The following is a 17,154-nucleotide window of genomic DNA, read 5'->3' on the forward strand; positions in this document are numbered from 1 at the left end:
AAATAATACTGATAATATATTATAAATGAAAAACGTTGGAATTGTAATTATTACGTTGTTGTTATTGTCATGTGACAACAAGAGTACTTCATTTACATTAGATAGTGAAGTGTTTTCTTTAAACGGCACTTGGCAGTTTTTAGCATCTAATGATTTAACTGAAAAAGAACTTTTTAATACAATCATTAAATGGGATACTATTGTTGTTCCTGGAAATTGGGATACCCGAGAACGCTATTCTAAATATGTTGGTAAAGGGTATTATCAAAAAAGTTTGAAATACCTCAAAATTGGAGCGAAAATCAGATTCTATTAAATTTTGAAGCTATTTACCAAACATCTAAAGTTTGGTTAAACGGAACTTTATTGGGAGAAAACTTTGGTGGATACCTACCAATTGAATTCAATATTACTGATAAAGTAGATTATAATCAAACTAATACTATTACCGTTATGGCTGACAACACTTACCAAAGAGGTGCTTGGTGGCCATGGGGAGGTATTAGTCGAGATGTTTCGCTTAAAGCTAAAAAAAATGTTAGCTTAATCTATCAACATATTACTGCTGAACCTGATTTTGAAGTTAAAAAAGTGAATTTCAATATAAAGTATAAGGTTAAAAACAATAGTGCTAAGTCAGTATATGTTTCACTTAAACCAGAAATTGAAAATGTATTGGTTGATACTATATCATTCAAAATTGAAGCAAATTCTAACGCTATAAATACTATTTCATTTCAAAGAAATCTGTCAGATTATAAACTTTGGGATTTTAATAATCCTAATTTATATCAAGTTTCTAGTACCCTTGAAGTTGATGGTATTGATTACCAAACAATTTCAGATAAAATTGGTATTAGAAAATTTGAAGTACATGGCGAACAATTCTATCTTAATAATAATCCGGTGAGAATGAATGGTGTTAACCGAGTTCATGATCATCCGCTTTATGGTAATACAGAGCCAGATGAATTGATTAAAAAAGACCTGTTGGATATTAAATCTTTGGGATGTAATTTTTCAAGGTTAATGCACGCGCCACTTTCAAAAAATATATTAAAATTCTGTGACAGTATTGGTTTTTTATTAGTTGAAGAAATTCCTGTTTGGGGAGCAGACGACCCACAATCATTTCCAAATAATCCAGTAACCAAAACGTGGTTAAAAAAGATGATTGAAAGAGATTTTAATCATCCTAGTATTGTAGCTTGGAGTGTTGGTAATGAGTTAAGAGATCCAGAACTAGAATGGAAGGATAAAGTATTAACAAAAGCACAATACAGTTATGTTAATTCTATGCTTGATTATGTTGAGGAATTGGATTCTGTAAGATTGAAGACCTATGTAACTATTACCACTTATCGAAAGGGTGAAATAGGAAAAGAACCCTATGAAAAAATAGATTTTATTTCCATGAATACCTATGGTGAAGCTGTGGAATTGGCAAAACTTACTCATGAAAAATTCCCTGAAAAACCTATATTCATTTCTGAGATAGGAAGAAAGCAAATTGGAACAGCTCCAGACGCAAAACTAAGTGATGAGTTAGTAAAAGATATTGAGGGATTAAGGAATTTGCCTTTTGTTACTGGTGTTTCTATTTGGAGTTATAATGATTATAGAAGTAAATATAAGGGCACACCTAAATCAGGATTTAGAGAATGGGGTATAGTAGATGAAAATAGAAATAAAAAGGCAGCTTATTATCAACTAAAAGAAGCATATAAAAAATGGAACGAATAATAAGAGATTTTAAAAGGATGTTTAAGAAGCAAATTAAGGTATTAACAAGTGCAGTAATTGTATTGTTACTGACCTTTTCGTTTGCTGTATATTCGCAAAACAAAGCTAATTCTGCGGATAGGTTTTCTCTTAATGGCGATTGGCAATTTGCTGATAGTACCGAGATAAAAACGAACAATTGGAAAATGTTACCAGTACCAGCTAGTTGGAACACTTATACTGAATATGCTGATTATATTGGGGACGCATGGTATCAAAAAGAAATTTCAATACCAAAAAATTGGAACGGTAAACGTATTTTTTTAAAGTTTGATGCTGTTTATGATATTGCCGATGTATGGTTGAATAATAATTATTTAGGGCAACATGTTGGCGGTTATTTACCTTTTGAGTTTGATATTAGTAAATATGTGTATCCTGGAGAAAAAGCAACAATAAAATTAAAAGCGAATAACGAGCATAAATTAGGTGCTTGGTATCAATGGGGAGGTATTAACAGAGATGTTTATTTAGAGGCTTACAATGACTTGAGAATTATTCGTCAAAAAATAGAACCTAGTTTGGATGTTATAACCAAAACAGGATATGTTAAGTTAAATGTTACTGTTGAAAATAGTACAAGTGAAGCAAAAAAAATATCGATTATAGGGACCATAAAAGAATTAGACGATGTAGCTTTTTTAATTTCAGGAAAAGCAAAAGCTGAAGGTTTATCTAAGTTTTCAACTGAAATTTATTTAAATTCTAAACAAACTAGAATGTGGCATTTTGATGATCCACAACTATATAATTTAGAAACGAAGCTTTCATTTCAAGGTGAAGTTAAAGATGTTTTAAAGGAACATTTTGGATTAAGACAAATAGATATTAAGCCAGATGGCATGTATTTAAATGGTGAGAAAGTGCGTTTGTTTGGTTACAATCGTGTACACGACCACCGTGCTTATGGAAATACAGAACCGCTGCATTTAGTGAAAGCTGATATAGACCTGATGAAACGTTCTGGAGCCAATTTTTCTAGGATTATGCATGCACCATCTGCGCCAGAATTATTAGATTATTGCGATAAGGTTGGTTATATGATTTGGTCTGAAATACCAATTTGGCAAACGGTATATCGTGCCCCTATGTACAGTAAGGAAGATGCCAATAAAGCTTTAAGTGTTTATCCTGGAAATATATTTACAGATATGGTACATCGTGATTGGAATCATCCATCTATTATCGGTTGGTCTCCAGGAAACGAATTAAGACAAGCTGCCGATGATTATGTAAGAGCAATGCGTCCGCTTTCAAAAGAATTAGACAATACAAGATACTACGCAAATATCCATGATCAAGCTTTTGGTAATAACCCAGTTAGAGGTTATAAGTTTTTGGATAGTAAAAGTGTTGACATCTTATTTACCAACAAGTATGGTAAAGATGGTGCTAAAATAAAGCAACTAAAAATGATTCATGATAGCATTCCAGATTTACCAGTATTTTTTACTGAATTTGGACAAGATAGAGATGAATCATTAAATCATAACGTAGATTTTACTGCGCTTTGGAAAGAACTTGGAAAAAACCTTATTTAATAGGTGCTTCTCATTGGACGTTTAATGACTATAGAAGCTACCATAAAGGAACACCAGCTAGTCAAAATAGAGATTGGGGAATTGTTGATATATGGAGAAACCCTAAGAAATTTTACTATCAAATGTCTAGAATTCAACAACCAGTAAAATCAATGGATGCTAAAATTGAAAAACAACAGGCAGAAATAGTTATCCAGCCTAGAGCTTGGGATGAGTTACCAGCATTTATCCTTAAAGGTTATTCTTGGGTTTACGAACTTCTAGACGTTAATGGAAACGTTTTAGACGGAAGTATTTATAAGCTTGATGCTATTGAACCTGATAGTGAGGCTATTCGGAAAACCATAAAATGGACAGCTTCAAACACTAAACTATTAGTGGTTTCATTAATTTCTAATAATGGCTATACAGTAGCAGAATCTAAATTTAATCTAGCAACAGGCGAGAAGTTGCCTTTACCTATATACCCGGAGGCTAAAAACCCTGAAGTTAGAAAGGTATTGCCATTAGACAGAAGTTTTATGTTAGGCGTTACAAGTTTGAAAGGAGATAAAGGGCTAGAGGTTGAATATGGAAGTAAAACTGGAAAGTATAACAAAACAGTAAGAGGACCTGTACTTGGGGCAATTCGTGTAAGAGATTTGAAAAACGGAAGTACTTATTATGGTCGTGTTAGGAGAATACTTAAAGAAGGATATAGTCCTTGGTCAGATGAGTTTCAGGTAACTTTAACTGAAGAAAATGCACCAGAACAACTCAATATTTTAGGAGCCGTGAAAGGAGATCATAATATTGCTGTTAGGATAATTGTTCCAGAAAAAATTACAGGCTACGAAGTGACTTTAGCTTCGGGAAAAACTATTAAAGTTGAACAGGTAAACCCCGGTCTAATAATAGTGCCAAAGGATGCTGAATATATTGTAGCTATAAATAAAAATGGTAAGTCATTAAAGACCAAAATAACTAAAACTAATAAATACTAATATGCTTAAAAAAAATATCTGGAAGTTTTCAATCTTTTTATTGTTTTCAATTAGTTTATTAAATTGTAAAAATGAAGTAACTAAAAAAACAGAATCACAACTTAACATTTTATGGATAAATTTAGATGATTTAGGTAGAGAGTTGAGTTGTTATGGTAATCCAGATGTGAGTACTCCTAATATGGATAAGTTAGCACAAGAAGGTGTGCGTTATACTAATGCTTATTCAAATGCACCAGTATGTTCAGCAAGTCGTTCTTCACAAATTACTGGAGTGTATCCAAGTGCCATTAACGTATTAAATCATAGAACAATGGAAATGTTTGATTTGCCCGAAGGTATTGTTCCTGTTATGGATATCTTTAAAAAAAGGCTATTTCTGTACAAATGGTTCTGCAAAAAAAATGACTAAAAAGGGTAAGGAAGATTATAATTTTTTAGGTTCTGATTTTTTTGATGGTACAGATTGGAATCAAAGAAAAGAAGGGCAACCGTTTTTTGCACAAGTTCAAATACATGAACCACATCGTGTTTTTGTTAATGATAAAACAAACCCGATTAACCCAAGTGAAGTTACTTTGCCAGAGTGTTATCCAGATCATGAATTGATTCGTGCAGATTGGGCAGAATACCTTGAAAGCGTTCAAATAGGGGATAAAAGAGTTGGTAAAATATTAGATAGATTAGAAAAAGAAGGGTTGACTGATAATACTGTTGTTGTTTTATTTGGAGATCATGGACGTCCACATGTAAGAGATAAACAATGGTTGTATGAAGGAGGATTAGCTATTCCGTTAATTGTTAGGTATCCTAAAAATTTAAAGGCTGGAACGGTTAGAGAAGACCTAATTAGTTTAGTTGATGTTACAGCAAGTTCGATAAAGTTAGCTGGTTTTGATATCCCTGATTACATGCATGGTAAAGATATTTTTGATGGAGACAAAAGAGATTATGTTTTTGGATTCAGACAACGATGTGGAGATGCGGTTGATGATATTCGTTCAATAACAGATGGAAAATATAAGTTGATATGGAATAGAATGCCAGAGTTGCCATATATGCAATTAACCTCCTATAAAAAATTACAATATCCAGCGTTCACGTTGTATAAAGTTTTACATAAAAACGGACATTTGAAACATCCTTATAATTTACTTATGGCAGAAAAGCGTCCAGAGTTTGAATTATATGATTTATCAAAAGATCCAAATGAATTTAATAATCTTTCGGGTATTAAAGCACATAAAAATATAGAAGAGAAATTATTTTCTGTTTTAGATTCTAAATTAAAAGTAGTCGAAAAAAACATGATTGCTGAGTCAGTTGAAGCTACAAAAAAGGCGAAAGAAGGTTCTCATGATTATTTGGCAAAAAGTTTTAAGAAAAAAGGATTAAGTATCGATGCTTCAGATGAAGAAATTTTAAAGGAATGGGAAACATACCTTTTAAAAAATAAACTAATTTAGTTTCAATTAAAATGAATAGATTAGCCATATGCATAGAATCTTTCTCATAATTTGTTTTTCACTTTTTTATTGCATAAATGTTTCAGCTCAAGATGATATAATTAAGTATTCGCAGAAATATACAATTTCAGAGGGCTTAGCACATAATGGTGTTACTTCGATGTTTGAAGACTCTAGAGGTTTTTTGTGGTTTGGAACATATGATGGGCTTAATAAGTTTGACGGATATAATTTTCAAACTTTTAAAAATACAATAGATAAAAATATATTAACAAGTAATAGGATTAGGGCTTTATATGAGGATAATAACCATAATCTTTGGATTGGAACTGATGAAGGCATAACAGTATATAATTTTGTAAATGAAGAATTTACAAAAATATATTCAAATAAAGAGCAAGGTAATACACTTAAAGGGCCTGTAATTAGAAAAATTTTTGGAGATAAATCATCAAATCAAATATTATGTTTAACAGAGGGTGATGGTGTATTAGTTTTTGATAAGGATTCTAATTTTTTGAATCAGTATTTACCACCAGTTGGGGAATTTGGAAATGCTATAGCTTTTTTCAATATGGTCCCAATAGGAAAAAAGTCATATATTTTTACTACATCTAAAGGGCTTCTTCTTTTTGATTTTTCTGAAAAAATTCAAGCATATATTAAAGGATCAGGTAACAAATGCAAATGCTATACTAAAAACTTCAGGAAACTCTTTTAGTGGCATTAGCTAGAGGAATAGCATTAGTTAATTATAATAAAGTAAATTATGATAATTTCAAACTTGAAAAAGTACTATTACAAAGATATAGGTTTAACAGCATAATGCTAAATGGTTCTGGTAAATTATGGCTAGGCGAATTAAATGAAGGTATTATTCAAGTTAATAGTATAGATGCAATAGAAAGCGAGTTTCCTTTAAAAGTTAGTGGTTTTAGTGATAATTTAAAATTATTACGCTCAAGTGGGTTTCTTTTAACATCTCAAAACATATGTTGGTATGCAACATTTAATGAAGGTATTTACAAATTCAATATAAAAGAAAGTCCTTTTAGAAGTTATGATATAAGTATGAATTATGACTTTGGATTGGGGTCTAATAGTATTACTCACATTACTTCGTTTGGTAAAAATCATGCTCTTATATCTGCTAGGTTTAGTGGTGTGTCAGTTTTCAATAGTAAACTCAAAAAATTTGAGGAGCTTCCTTTCGACTTGCCAATTAATAAAGAGCAAAATGTTGGCGGTGTTTTTTTAGATTCAAGGAAAAATATATGGATACACATTTCACGTGAAGCTAGTTTGTATAGATTTAAGGAAGGCTATAGAAATTATGAAAAAGTAGAATTTAGTAATCTAAATGAGGCACCAGACTTTAGTATACGTTCTTTCTCTGAGGATAGATATGGTAATATATGGATTGCAGGAAATAGCAAAATTCATAAAATTTCATTAGATGCTTACAATAATGTTACTAAAGTTGAAAATCTAAATAACAATCCTTTTTTTCAAGACAATAGAATGGCTTTACCAAGGCGTGTTTATTCTGATAGTAGATATAATTATATATGGATTGGGTCTGATACTGATGGATTATTCAGAATAACTAACAAAAAAGATGCTTCTATTGAAGAACTTGTTATCCATAATTTTGTCAATGATAAAAATGATGAACATTCTTTATCGAGTAATTTTGTGTCTTCAATAGTTAGGTTGCCAAATGGGGATTTATGGGTAGGGACTGAAGGAGGTGGTATTTGTAAAGTCCTTAATAGTGATTCAATTCCTAAGTTTATACCATTCGCAGAAAAAAGTGGATTGTCAAACAATGTGGTAAAAAATATACTATATGATGAAAACTCTAATCTATGGATACCTACCAACATTGGTCTAAATAAATTTGACACAAAGACTAATGAATTTAGAAAATTCAATAAATCTGATGGTTTGCCTTTCGAGGATTTTTGGTTTGCAAGTGAAAAATTAGATAACGGTACTATGGTTTTATCAGGTCTAGATGGGTTTGTTATTTTAACCCTAAAGACATTAATGCCAAAGAACAATTACCAAAATTACAATTTGAGAACTTTAAGATTTTTAATAAAAAGATAATGCCTGGTGATACATTAAATGGTAGAGTTGTATTACCTAAGAGTATAGGTGTATTAGATGAAATATTTTTAAAGCATAACGAAAATGTGTTTTCTGTAGATTTAACTAGTTTACATTTTTCTAATGATAAAAATCACTTGATAAAATATAAGCTATCCGGAATAAATAAAGACTGGGTAGTGCTACCATCAAGTCAAAAAACTATTTATTACAGCGGACTTCAAGCTGGAGATTATGAACTAACTGTTATGGCATCAAATTCGTTGAATGAATGGACGCAGCCAAAAAAACTTAAGATAGAAATTATACCATCTATTTGGAATACTTATTTAGCATATTTTTTATATATACTTTTGGGTCTTCTTCTTATTTATTTAGTTATTCGCGTTATTTTGAAAATTCAAGCTTTAAATCATAAAGTAGAGATTGAACAAATGGAGATTGATAATGTTAAGGAAATTAACGAAGAAAAATTGAGGTTTTTTTCAAATATTTCTCATGAAATTAAAACCCCATTATCATTAATTTCAAGCCCTATGAATATTTTGTTAGAGCGTTTTGGAAGCAATCCTGATATAGGAGAAAAACTTAGCTTAATGAAACGACAATCTAAAAAAATACATCAACTTATAGAGCAGGTACAAGATTTTAGGAGAACTGATGCGAAAGCTTTAAAAATGAATTACTCTAGGTTTAATTTCAATTCCTTTATAGATGAAGTTATTGGAGATTTTAGTGTAATGGCTAAAAATGATTCTAAAGTGTTAAAAGTTGAGGGTGAGGATAATGTTGTGATGGTATCGGCCGATAGGGATAAGCTTGAGAAAATTTTCAATAATCTTTTAAGTAATGCTTTTAAATATACTAAAAATGATGACACAATTAAGATCGTTTTTAAAGCCAATGAAAAAGATTTAGTTGTATCAATTATTGATACAGGAAAAGGTATTGATGCTATCGATTTAGATCATATTTTTGAGAGGTTTTACAGGTCGCACAAAAAAGAAAATATATTAACAGCAGGTTCTGGAATTGGCCTTACGTTTTCTAAAAGATTAGTAGAAATGCACTATGGGTTTATAGAGGCTAAAAGTCAGTTAGATGAGGGGACCACTATAAATGTTCGTTTACCAATAGTTAAAGAGCTTTTAGAAGAAGAAACGTATAAAGACATTTATTTACCAGATGAAAAAGAGATTAAAGTAGATAATCACTTATTTAAGAAAGACAATATAACAAATGTAAAAACTACTGGAGAGTTTTCTGAATCTTTAGTTTTTTATGCTGAGGACAATCCAGAAATGAGAAATTTTGTTTCAGAAATACTTTCAGGTTTTTTTAAAGTGAAAAGTTTTAGAAATGGACAGGAATGTTTAGAAGCTTTTGAAGAAGAATGGCCAGATATATTGATAAGTGATGTTCAAATGCCGGAAATGAATGGTTTAGACTTATGTCTTCAAATAAAGTCTGATTTAAAAACCAGTCATATCCCTGTTATTTTGCTTACCGCATTGGCAAATATTGAAGACCACCTTAAAGGGATTCGTGATGGAGCTGATGCATACATTAAAAAACCATTTAATATTCAACGCTTAGTTACTAGAGTTGAAGCATTGCTTAGAAACCGTAAACAACTAAGAGAGCGTTACCAAGTTGGTATTCCATTAACTAAGGAAAACAACAAAAATAATAGAAACGATAATGCTTTTTTAGAAAAACTGTATAGTTTGATTGAGGAAAATTTAGATAATCAAGATTTAGATCTCAATTTTTTAGCAAAAGAATTATATTTAAATCGAACACATTTTTATCAAAAAGTTAAGGTTTTAACAAACCAAACCCCTTACGAATTATTAAAAAACTATAGGTTAAAAAAGGCAGCATATCTTTTATCTCAAAAACAAGTATCAGTTAATGAGGCTTTTGAAATGACAGGATTTAAAAGTCGCACACATTTCACAAAGGTATTTAGACAAAAGTTTGGTGTTACTCCTGGGAAATATACTTCTATAAACAGAGAAAACGAAAATATTGGTAACCAATAATATATTTATCATTTAGTTTAAAACTCTATGCGGGCTTACATTTTTTTGAGTTTAGGTTTTAAAAAAAGCAAAGTCTTTAAGGATAACTTAAATTCAAAATAACTAAAAGTTATTTTGATGGATAGCTTTTAAACCTCTATTTTTTTATTACCAAATATGTTTTTAATCTTTTTTTGTTGATAATGAAGAAGATTCTATGATTAGTATAGATATTAATTATGCCTTCTGAAAGTATAAGAAAATGAATTTATTATTGAGAGATACATTTGGTTTACTCAGAAATGCAACACTTATATAGCTTAATAATAAATTTATGGTATATAAATTAATTCAAAAATATCATTATGAAGATTTTAAAAAATGTATTAATCTTTTCAATATTGTTTTTTGCTATTCAGGTAAATGCTCAGAAAGAAGAAAAAATGAAAAAGAAGTTTGCTAAAGTTGATACCGATAATAATAAAGAAGTTTCAATGGAAGAAATGATAGCATTTCATGAAGGAAAGACAACTAAGAAAGGTGAGTCATTTGACGTTAATGGGATGTTCTTAGGTTTAGATTCTAATGATGATGGTAAACTTGTTCTTAGTGAATTTATTAAACCTATTAATTGGAAAAAGGCCAAACAAAAGTCTAAAGATTTAAAAAAAGTTAAAAAGGCACAAAAAGTAGTAAAAAAAGCGCCATCATCACAAGTAGAGAAGAAGTTTCGTTGGATGGATACAGATCGAAATGATTTTATAACTAAGGCAGAATGGGTTAAATTTCAAGAAGATAAAGCAAAAAAAACGGGAGAGCCAGCAAAGAATGTTGATTTGAAATTTTTAGGGACTGATAAAAATAATGATGGTAAGATTACAATGGAGGAATTAGCTCAAGATGTAGATTGGAAATTGGCGAAACAGAGAAAGAAAGCACAGTAAATTAGTTTTACAATTGAATGTAAAAGCCGAAATATATTTATTTCGGCTTTATAAATATTAGATACATTTTTGTTGCTTTTACCTTATGACGGTTAATGCTTTTAATGATTACAGAAATAATCTTAAGCTTGAAAGTGATTAAATAATATATAAAACTGCTAGGAATGATATATTTAAGAATAGCCCCTTTTCTAATGTTACTTCTTTTTTGTTTTGGGTGTGATAATTATAAAGAAAATCGCGGTAAAAAGTTAAATAATAATCTTTTACCAAACATTGTTTTTATCTTAGTTGATGATTTAGGATATGCAGATGTAGGGTTCAATGGTTCTAAATATTTTGAAACACCTGCAATGAATGCTCTATCAAAAGAAAGTTTAGTTTTGGATAATGCCTATATGTATCCAACATGTTCACCATCTAGAACGGCAATTTTTACTGGCCAGCAATCTTTTAGAACAGGAGTTTATACAGTACCAGTATTAGAAAAAGGAACTGCGGAAGAAAATATTTTTCGCGTTGGACAGTTGGTGAAGACCATCCAATTTATGCAGAGCCATTAGCTAAAGCAGGATATAAATCTATTCATATAGGAAAGTATCATATCGTTGGACCTTATCCAGAGAAAGAATTAGCGATGCAATTTCCAATACAACAAAAATTAACCCAACCAGAACCAGGAGACTATTCCTGGGTTAAAGTACACAAAACACCAGAAATAATGAAGTTTTATCCAGAGGGACGTGGTTTTATAAAGAATATTGGAGGTACTTTCAGAGGTGATCCTGGGTTTGAAGAAGGTGGTTATAATAGTGTGGCTGGTGGATATTGGGCTCCTTTTAGCAATCCGTTTATTGATAAAAAGCCAAATGATAACTGGTTAACAGATAGGTTAACTGATGAGGCTATAGAATTCATGAATTCAAATAAAAATTCACCTTTTTAATTAACCTAAATTACTATGCTGTACATAGGCCAATAAGAGCAAGGTCTGAAGAATTATTTCAAAAATATTTAAATAAACCTGTTGATTCCTTAACAGGTCAAGGAATTGCAAAAAATAAAAAACGAAAAGATATTTATGCGGGGTATGCCTCTATGGTGGAGTCTGTTGATGATAACATAAAAGCTGATAGACTTTTTAGATAAAAGTGGTTTAAGAGAAAATACAATTATCATTTTAACTTCCGATAATGGTTATAATGGAGGACAAAGTAGAAATAATTTGCTTAGAGGTTCTAAAGGGCATATTTATGAAGGTGGAATAAAAGTACCAATGTTAGTTAACTGGCCTGAAAAGGTAAAACCAAGACGTACAGAAGCTGCGGTAACTTGTTTGGATATATTTCCAACTTTTATGGATTTGGCAAATATAGATTATAATGGTATTTTGGATGGGAATTCGATTTCAGAATTATTTCAGAGCGACACAGAATTATTTAAAAACAGACCTTTATTTTGGCATTTGGCAAGTCAATGGAAACATGGAACTTGTTCAGTTATCCGTAAAGGCGATTATAAACTCATTCAGTTTTTAGCAAATGGTAAATTAGAATTATATAATTTAAAGGTAGATTCAAATGAAAGTAATAATTTAATTGAACAAAAGCCAGAGATTGCAGAAAAAATGCGAATAGAATTGGTAGAATGGAGAAAACATAATAATATACCGTTACCTCCAAATTCAGTACTTGAAATTTAAATAGGTGAATGAAAAGAAAAGAATTTTTTAAAACTGCAGGATTGGGTGGATTAGCAATGGCTAGTTTACCGCTTCATTCTCAAATAATTTCGAGCAATAATCAAACACCACAAAATGATAAAGGTGATCAAGTTACTTTTAAAGTAAAAGCACCTCTATTTTGCCCCTATAACAGTATTGGTACTCCTAATCAAAAAGGGGAGACGCATATTATTATTTGTCAAATGAATTTGTACATAACCCATTTACTATACCAGCATCTGGTATGTCTGGTTCACCATTAATAATTGATGCCGAAGGTAAGTTTATAGGTTTTACAACAACTAGAGGTTTTGAAAACTCTACATTTAGTTTTGATGGAAAGGAAACCTTAACAGTAAGTTTGCCTGAAGGGCAAGAACTTTTTATCGATGAAACTGGGGATGGAGATGAAGCTTGGAAAGCTTACAACAGAGTGATGATGGAACGTTTAAGTTTTAAACCCATTATCCAACACCCTAATTTTTGGGCAGATGTTGAATATTGCACATGGTCTGAGCAAAAGTATATGGCAACTAAACGGCATGAGCAATTTCATTTATTGAACCATGAATTTGTGAAAGAATATTTAAATAAAATTATTGCTTTTGGTTACCCTAAAGGAAAAATGACACTAGATCATGGCTGGGGAATGTTTCCCACGGGTACTATTAACTCTGGTTTTGGGTCTTGGTTTCCTGATCCCAAAAAATTCCCTGATTTTAGTAAGACTATGGATATGATTGCAAACAAAGGTTTTACTCCAGGATTGTGGATAGGTTTTCCTAAAATTCATAAAGATAGTATCTCTGCTAAAAAACACCCTGAATTAATGGGTGCTTTTAAACAGGGTTCTGATGGCTCAAGAAAAGATGATATACAATGGCTGAACCCAAAGGCTGATATATTTGAATATGCTTCTGAGGTAATATCAAGATTCTATAATATGGGCGTTATGAAGTTTAAAATTGATATGTCATACAACACAAAATCAGATATGCTTCATATTCATAAAGCTTTATACAAAGCAGCAAAATCTATTGACGAGCATATAGAAATAGAATTTCATGTGCCTGATATATTCTTTACTAAATATTCTGACGTTAATAGAACTAATGATGTGTGGCTGAATGATAAATATGATTGGCCTGCAAGAGTGAAAACACATTATAAAGTAACTCATAATTCATCACCAGGACGTGGTATTAATTTAGACCATATAGGTGGTAATGATACTAAATCTATTACAGAGGAAAAGTTTTTAAGACATTTAGAAATGTATAAAACTAAAATAGGATACCCTTTAGTTTCGGTATTACCGCATCACTATGGACAAAAATGCGTTGATAAAACTGGAGAGTACTTATGGGAATATGAAAAAGGATCTAAGCAAATAATTTCAGATTTTTTCTAAAAGAATTAACTTCTGTTTTTGAGTTATAGATATACAGATAATAATTAAAAGTAATTATGAATACAAAAATTTTATCATTAACTATCATCATCTCCTTTATTCTAATTTTAAGTTGTAAAACAAAACCTGTTTCATCTTCATCAGAAAGTAAAGCTACAACTACAGAATCTATAAGGAAGCCTAATTTAATTGTAATCCATACAGATGAACATAACTTCAGAACTTTAAGTTGTTATCAAAAATTACTCGCAGAGGAACAAGCTTTTGTTTGGGAAAGGAAACAATTCAAAAACACCAAATATTGATAAATTAGCAAATGAAGGCGCTATAAGTACCAGTTATTATGCATCGTCTCCAGTTTGTACACCTTCTAGAGCATCTCTAGTTACGGGTTTGTATCCGCAAGCTACTGGGGCACCTAAAAATGGACTTCATCTTAGAGAAGATATTCCAACATTTGCAACCATTTTAAGAGATCAAGGGTACTCTACATCTTATGTTGGGAAATGGCATTTGGCAGGGCATGATAAATATACATTTGGAATAAAGTATAAGGCAGGTTTTGAAGATAATCGTTTTATGATGCGTGGTGGACACGCCCCATATTTTCATATTAAAGATGGTAAATTCAGAGGAATTAATGAAAAGGTGGCCGCCAAATTTCCTAAAGAAGAAGTGGTTCATTTAACTGATTTCTTCACAAATAAAACTTTAGAGATTTTAGAACGCGATAAAGATAAACCATTTGCGGTTATGCTTTCTATACCGGACCCACATACCCCAGATGTAGCTAAACCACCTTATAATAATATGTATGCCGACTTAAAATTTGAAGCACCAAAAACAATGGCGCCAGAGTATGTGGCAATAAAACCAAGTTGGGCAACAGATAAAACTAAAAATGAAACGATTGGTAAAAAATCTTTTGAGAATGATAATAAAGCTTTAGTTGATTATTTAGGAATGGTAAGTCATATTGACGATAGTGTTGGTAGAATACTTCAGTTTTTAGAAGATAATATGCTTACTAAAAACACCATTGTAGTATTCACATCAGATCATGGTGATATGTTTTTTGAACATAATAGAAGAAATAAAGGAGTGCCTTATGAAGCATCTGCCAGAATTCCATTTGTAATTCGCTACCCTAATAAAATACCTGCAGGAAAAGTAATTAATACAGCATATACTAATGTTGATTTTGTACCAACTATTCTGAGTTTAATGGATGTGAAAACTAATGCGTCTTTTCATGGATTAGATACTTCAGAAGATTTTATAAATAATATAAAAGAAGTTAATAGTGATAGAATTACATATTACGCCAAATCTGGTGGTTGGTGGGTAACTGGTGTTAATGATAGATATAAATTGGTTATTGATAAAAATGAATCACCTTATTTATTCGATTTAGAAAAAGATCCAGACGAATTAATTAATTTCTACAATGACCCAGCTTACTCAGATATTGCTAAAATGATGCAAACTGAATTGTTTAAACAGCTAAAGAAATACAATGAGCCAGGTTTAAATTTACCAAAACCTTATGTGTTACAATAAATACGAAATGCTATTATTGAAAACAACATAAGATTTTCAATAAAAAAATTATTAGAATAATAAATACTTATAAAACTTTAAAAATGAATATATTAAAAACAACTTTATTACTTGCATTTGTATGTCTATTGTTCTCTTGTCCTGATAAAGTTAGAGAGTTTAAAAAGCCAAATATCCTTTGGATAGTAGCTGAAGATTTATCACCATTCATGGGGTGTTATGGAGATTCGATAAACGCAGGACATACACCTGTAATAGATAAATTTGCAAGTGAAGGCGTATTGTTTAAAAGAGCCTATGCAAGTGCTCCAGTTTGTTCTGCTGCCCGTTCTGCATTAATTACTGGAATTTATCAAACCACAACAGGTACTCATAATCACAGATCAAGCAGGTTTACAGATGGTACTGTTGTACCAAATGATTTAAGAATACAATTACCAGAAGGTGTAAAAACAATACCCGAATTAATGAAAGATGCAGGATACTTTACTTTTAATAGTGGTAAAGACGATTATAATTTTCATTATGACAGGCGTGCATTATATGATGTTGGAACTGAAGAAAACTATAAAGCAGGGATGAACGGTTGGCAAGGAAATAAAGCACATGAATATATGTCTTTTACTAATCATGTATGGAGTGCGCGACCAGATAAAAATCAACCTTGGTTCGGTCAAGTTCAAATAATGGGTGGGAAAAAGGATTATAAGTATGTTAGGGATGGTGAAAAATTAGGAACTAATGACGTGCCATTGCCACCTTATTTTCCGAATATACCTTCGCAAAGAAAAGCATGGACACAACATTATAATGCTAACAGAGGTTCTGATGTTACAGTAGAAAAAATTCTAAAGCAGCTACAAGCAGATGGAGAATTAGAAAATACAATTATATTTTTCTTTTCAGACCATGGAAGTAACTCATCATTACGTCACAAACAATTTTGTTATGAAGGTGGTATGTTAATACCGCTTATGGTAAAAGGAAAACATCCTGCTTTAGAAGCAGGAAAAGTCAGAAACGATTTAGTGACTCTACTTGATGTTTCTGCAACAACACTCGCTATGGGAGGTGCAGTATTACCAGAATATTTAGATGGTCAAAATTTATTTGCAGATCATTACAGTAAAGTTGATTATGTCATTGGAGCAAGAGACAGATGTGATTATACAATAGATAGAATAAGAACTGTAGCATCAAAAGATTTTAGATATATTAGAAATTATTTTCCAAATAGACCAATGTTACAAGCAGGTTATAGAGATAATAAGCCAATAGTTAAAGATTTTAAAATAGCTTTCAAAGCAGGGGAATTAACAGAGTACCAAGCAGAGCATTGGTTTGGTGTTCGCCCTGTTGAAGAATTATACGATTTAAAAGCGGATCCGCATCAAATGAATAACCTTGCTGGAAATACTGATTATGATGAAATTTTGAAAACTCACCGAGAAGTATTAGAAAGTTGGATAAAAGAAACAGATGATAAGGGACAATACCCAGAGGAAGTACTACAACTTAAAGCAACTTATGATATGTGGAAAGATAGGCCTCGTTTTAAAAATGCTGAAATTAACCCTGAGTATAATCAATTTAAATAATAATATATTG

General features: G+C 31.1%; 18 protein-coding genes. All 18 read left to right on the forward strand.

Annotated features, from left to right (window positions below):
* Window positions 1-25: 25 nt before the first annotated feature.
* The 18 genes from AC0L5U_RS20265 (at window position 26) to AC0L5U_RS20350 (ending at window position 17,144) form a co-directional block, all read left to right on the forward strand.
* A complete protein-coding gene (locus AC0L5U_RS20265) occupies window positions 26-316 on the forward strand; it encodes a hypothetical protein (protein WP_473418226.1) in 291 nt (96 codons plus the stop codon).
* On the forward strand, window positions 307-1,743 hold the full coding sequence (locus AC0L5U_RS20270; RefSeq protein ID WP_473418343.1) for a glycoside hydrolase family 2 protein: 1,437 nt from the start codon (window positions 307-309) through the stop codon (window positions 1,741-1,743). The genes AC0L5U_RS20265 and AC0L5U_RS20270 overlap by 10 nt, the downstream gene beginning before the upstream one ends.
* Window positions 1,731-3,323 (forward strand): glycoside hydrolase family 2 protein, encoded by a 1,593-nt coding sequence (locus AC0L5U_RS20275; protein WP_473418227.1) that lies wholly within the window; start codon window positions 1,731-1,733, stop codon window positions 3,321-3,323. The genes AC0L5U_RS20270 and AC0L5U_RS20275 overlap by 13 nt, the downstream gene beginning before the upstream one ends.
* Complete coding sequence (locus tag AC0L5U_RS20280) at window positions 3,293-4,306, forward strand: hypothetical protein (RefSeq protein ID WP_473418228.1); 1,014 nt, start codon at window positions 3,293-3,295, stop codon at window positions 4,304-4,306. The genes AC0L5U_RS20275 and AC0L5U_RS20280 overlap by 31 nt, the downstream gene beginning before the upstream one ends.
* 1 nt (window position 4,307) lies before the next feature.
* Entirely contained in the window at window positions 4,308-4,718 is a 411-nt protein-coding gene (locus tag AC0L5U_RS20285) for a sulfatase-like hydrolase/transferase (protein ID WP_473418229.1), read from the forward strand.
* Window positions 4,711-5,772, forward strand: a complete 1,062-nt coding sequence (locus AC0L5U_RS20290) for a sulfatase/phosphatase domain-containing protein (protein WP_473418230.1) — start codon at window positions 4,711-4,713, stop codon at window positions 5,770-5,772. The genes AC0L5U_RS20285 and AC0L5U_RS20290 overlap by 8 nt, the downstream gene beginning before the upstream one ends.
* A 28-nt stretch (window positions 5,773-5,800) precedes the next feature.
* Window positions 5,801-6,493, forward strand: coding sequence for a ligand-binding sensor domain-containing protein (locus AC0L5U_RS20295; protein ID WP_473418231.1), 693 nt, complete (start codon window positions 5,801-5,803; stop codon window positions 6,491-6,493).
* Window positions 6,493-7,884: a ligand-binding sensor domain-containing protein gene (locus AC0L5U_RS20300; protein ID WP_473418232.1), complete on the forward strand. Its 1,392-nt coding sequence runs from the start codon at window positions 6,493-6,495 to the stop codon at window positions 7,882-7,884. Before AC0L5U_RS20295 ends, AC0L5U_RS20300 begins: the two co-directional genes overlap by 1 nt.
* Complete coding sequence (locus AC0L5U_RS20305; protein WP_473418233.1) at window positions 7,884-9,929, forward strand: hybrid sensor histidine kinase/response regulator transcription factor; 2,046 nt, start codon at window positions 7,884-7,886, stop codon at window positions 9,927-9,929. The genes AC0L5U_RS20300 and AC0L5U_RS20305 overlap by 1 nt, the downstream gene beginning before the upstream one ends.
* A 344-nt stretch (window positions 9,930-10,273) precedes the next feature.
* On the forward strand, window positions 10,274-10,852 hold the full coding sequence (locus AC0L5U_RS20310) for an EF-hand domain-containing protein (RefSeq protein ID WP_473418234.1): 579 nt from the start codon (window positions 10,274-10,276) through the stop codon (window positions 10,850-10,852).
* Window positions 10,853-11,016: 164 nt separating this feature from the next.
* On the forward strand, window positions 11,017-11,415 hold the full coding sequence (locus AC0L5U_RS20315) for a sulfatase-like hydrolase/transferase (RefSeq protein WP_473418235.1): 399 nt from the start codon (window positions 11,017-11,019) through the stop codon (window positions 11,413-11,415).
* Between the two features lie 74 nt (window positions 11,416-11,489).
* Entirely contained in the window at window positions 11,490-11,798 is a 309-nt protein-coding gene (locus AC0L5U_RS20320) for a hypothetical protein (protein ID WP_473418236.1), read from the forward strand.
* A 231-nt stretch (window positions 11,799-12,029) separates the two neighbouring features.
* Entirely contained in the window at window positions 12,030-12,554 is a 525-nt protein-coding gene (locus AC0L5U_RS20325) for a sulfatase/phosphatase domain-containing protein (protein WP_473418344.1), read from the forward strand.
* 8 nt (window positions 12,555-12,562) lie between these two features.
* On the forward strand, window positions 12,563-12,838 hold the full coding sequence (locus tag AC0L5U_RS20330) for a hypothetical protein (RefSeq protein WP_473418237.1): 276 nt from the start codon (window positions 12,563-12,565) through the stop codon (window positions 12,836-12,838).
* On the forward strand, window positions 12,820-13,986 hold the full coding sequence (locus tag AC0L5U_RS20335) for an alpha-galactosidase (RefSeq protein WP_473418238.1): 1,167 nt from the start codon (window positions 12,820-12,822) through the stop codon (window positions 13,984-13,986). The genes AC0L5U_RS20330 and AC0L5U_RS20335 overlap by 19 nt, the downstream gene beginning before the upstream one ends.
* Before the next feature lie 56 nt (window positions 13,987-14,042).
* On the forward strand, window positions 14,043-14,291 hold the full coding sequence (locus tag AC0L5U_RS20340) for a hypothetical protein (RefSeq protein ID WP_473418239.1): 249 nt from the start codon (window positions 14,043-14,045) through the stop codon (window positions 14,289-14,291).
* On the forward strand, window positions 14,251-15,546 hold the full coding sequence (locus AC0L5U_RS20345; RefSeq protein ID WP_473418240.1) for a sulfatase-like hydrolase/transferase: 1,296 nt from the start codon (window positions 14,251-14,253) through the stop codon (window positions 15,544-15,546). The genes AC0L5U_RS20340 and AC0L5U_RS20345 overlap by 41 nt, the downstream gene beginning before the upstream one ends.
* 83 nt (window positions 15,547-15,629) lie before the next feature.
* The gene (locus tag AC0L5U_RS20350) at window positions 15,630-17,144 is read left to right on the forward strand and encodes a sulfatase family protein (RefSeq protein ID WP_473418241.1); all 1,515 of its coding nucleotides are present in this window, start codon (window positions 15,630-15,632) and stop codon (window positions 17,142-17,144) included.
* The last annotated feature ends 10 nt before the right edge of the window (window positions 17,145-17,154 follow it).

It is taken from the genome of Jejuia sp. G7-7, assembly GCF_055808955.1.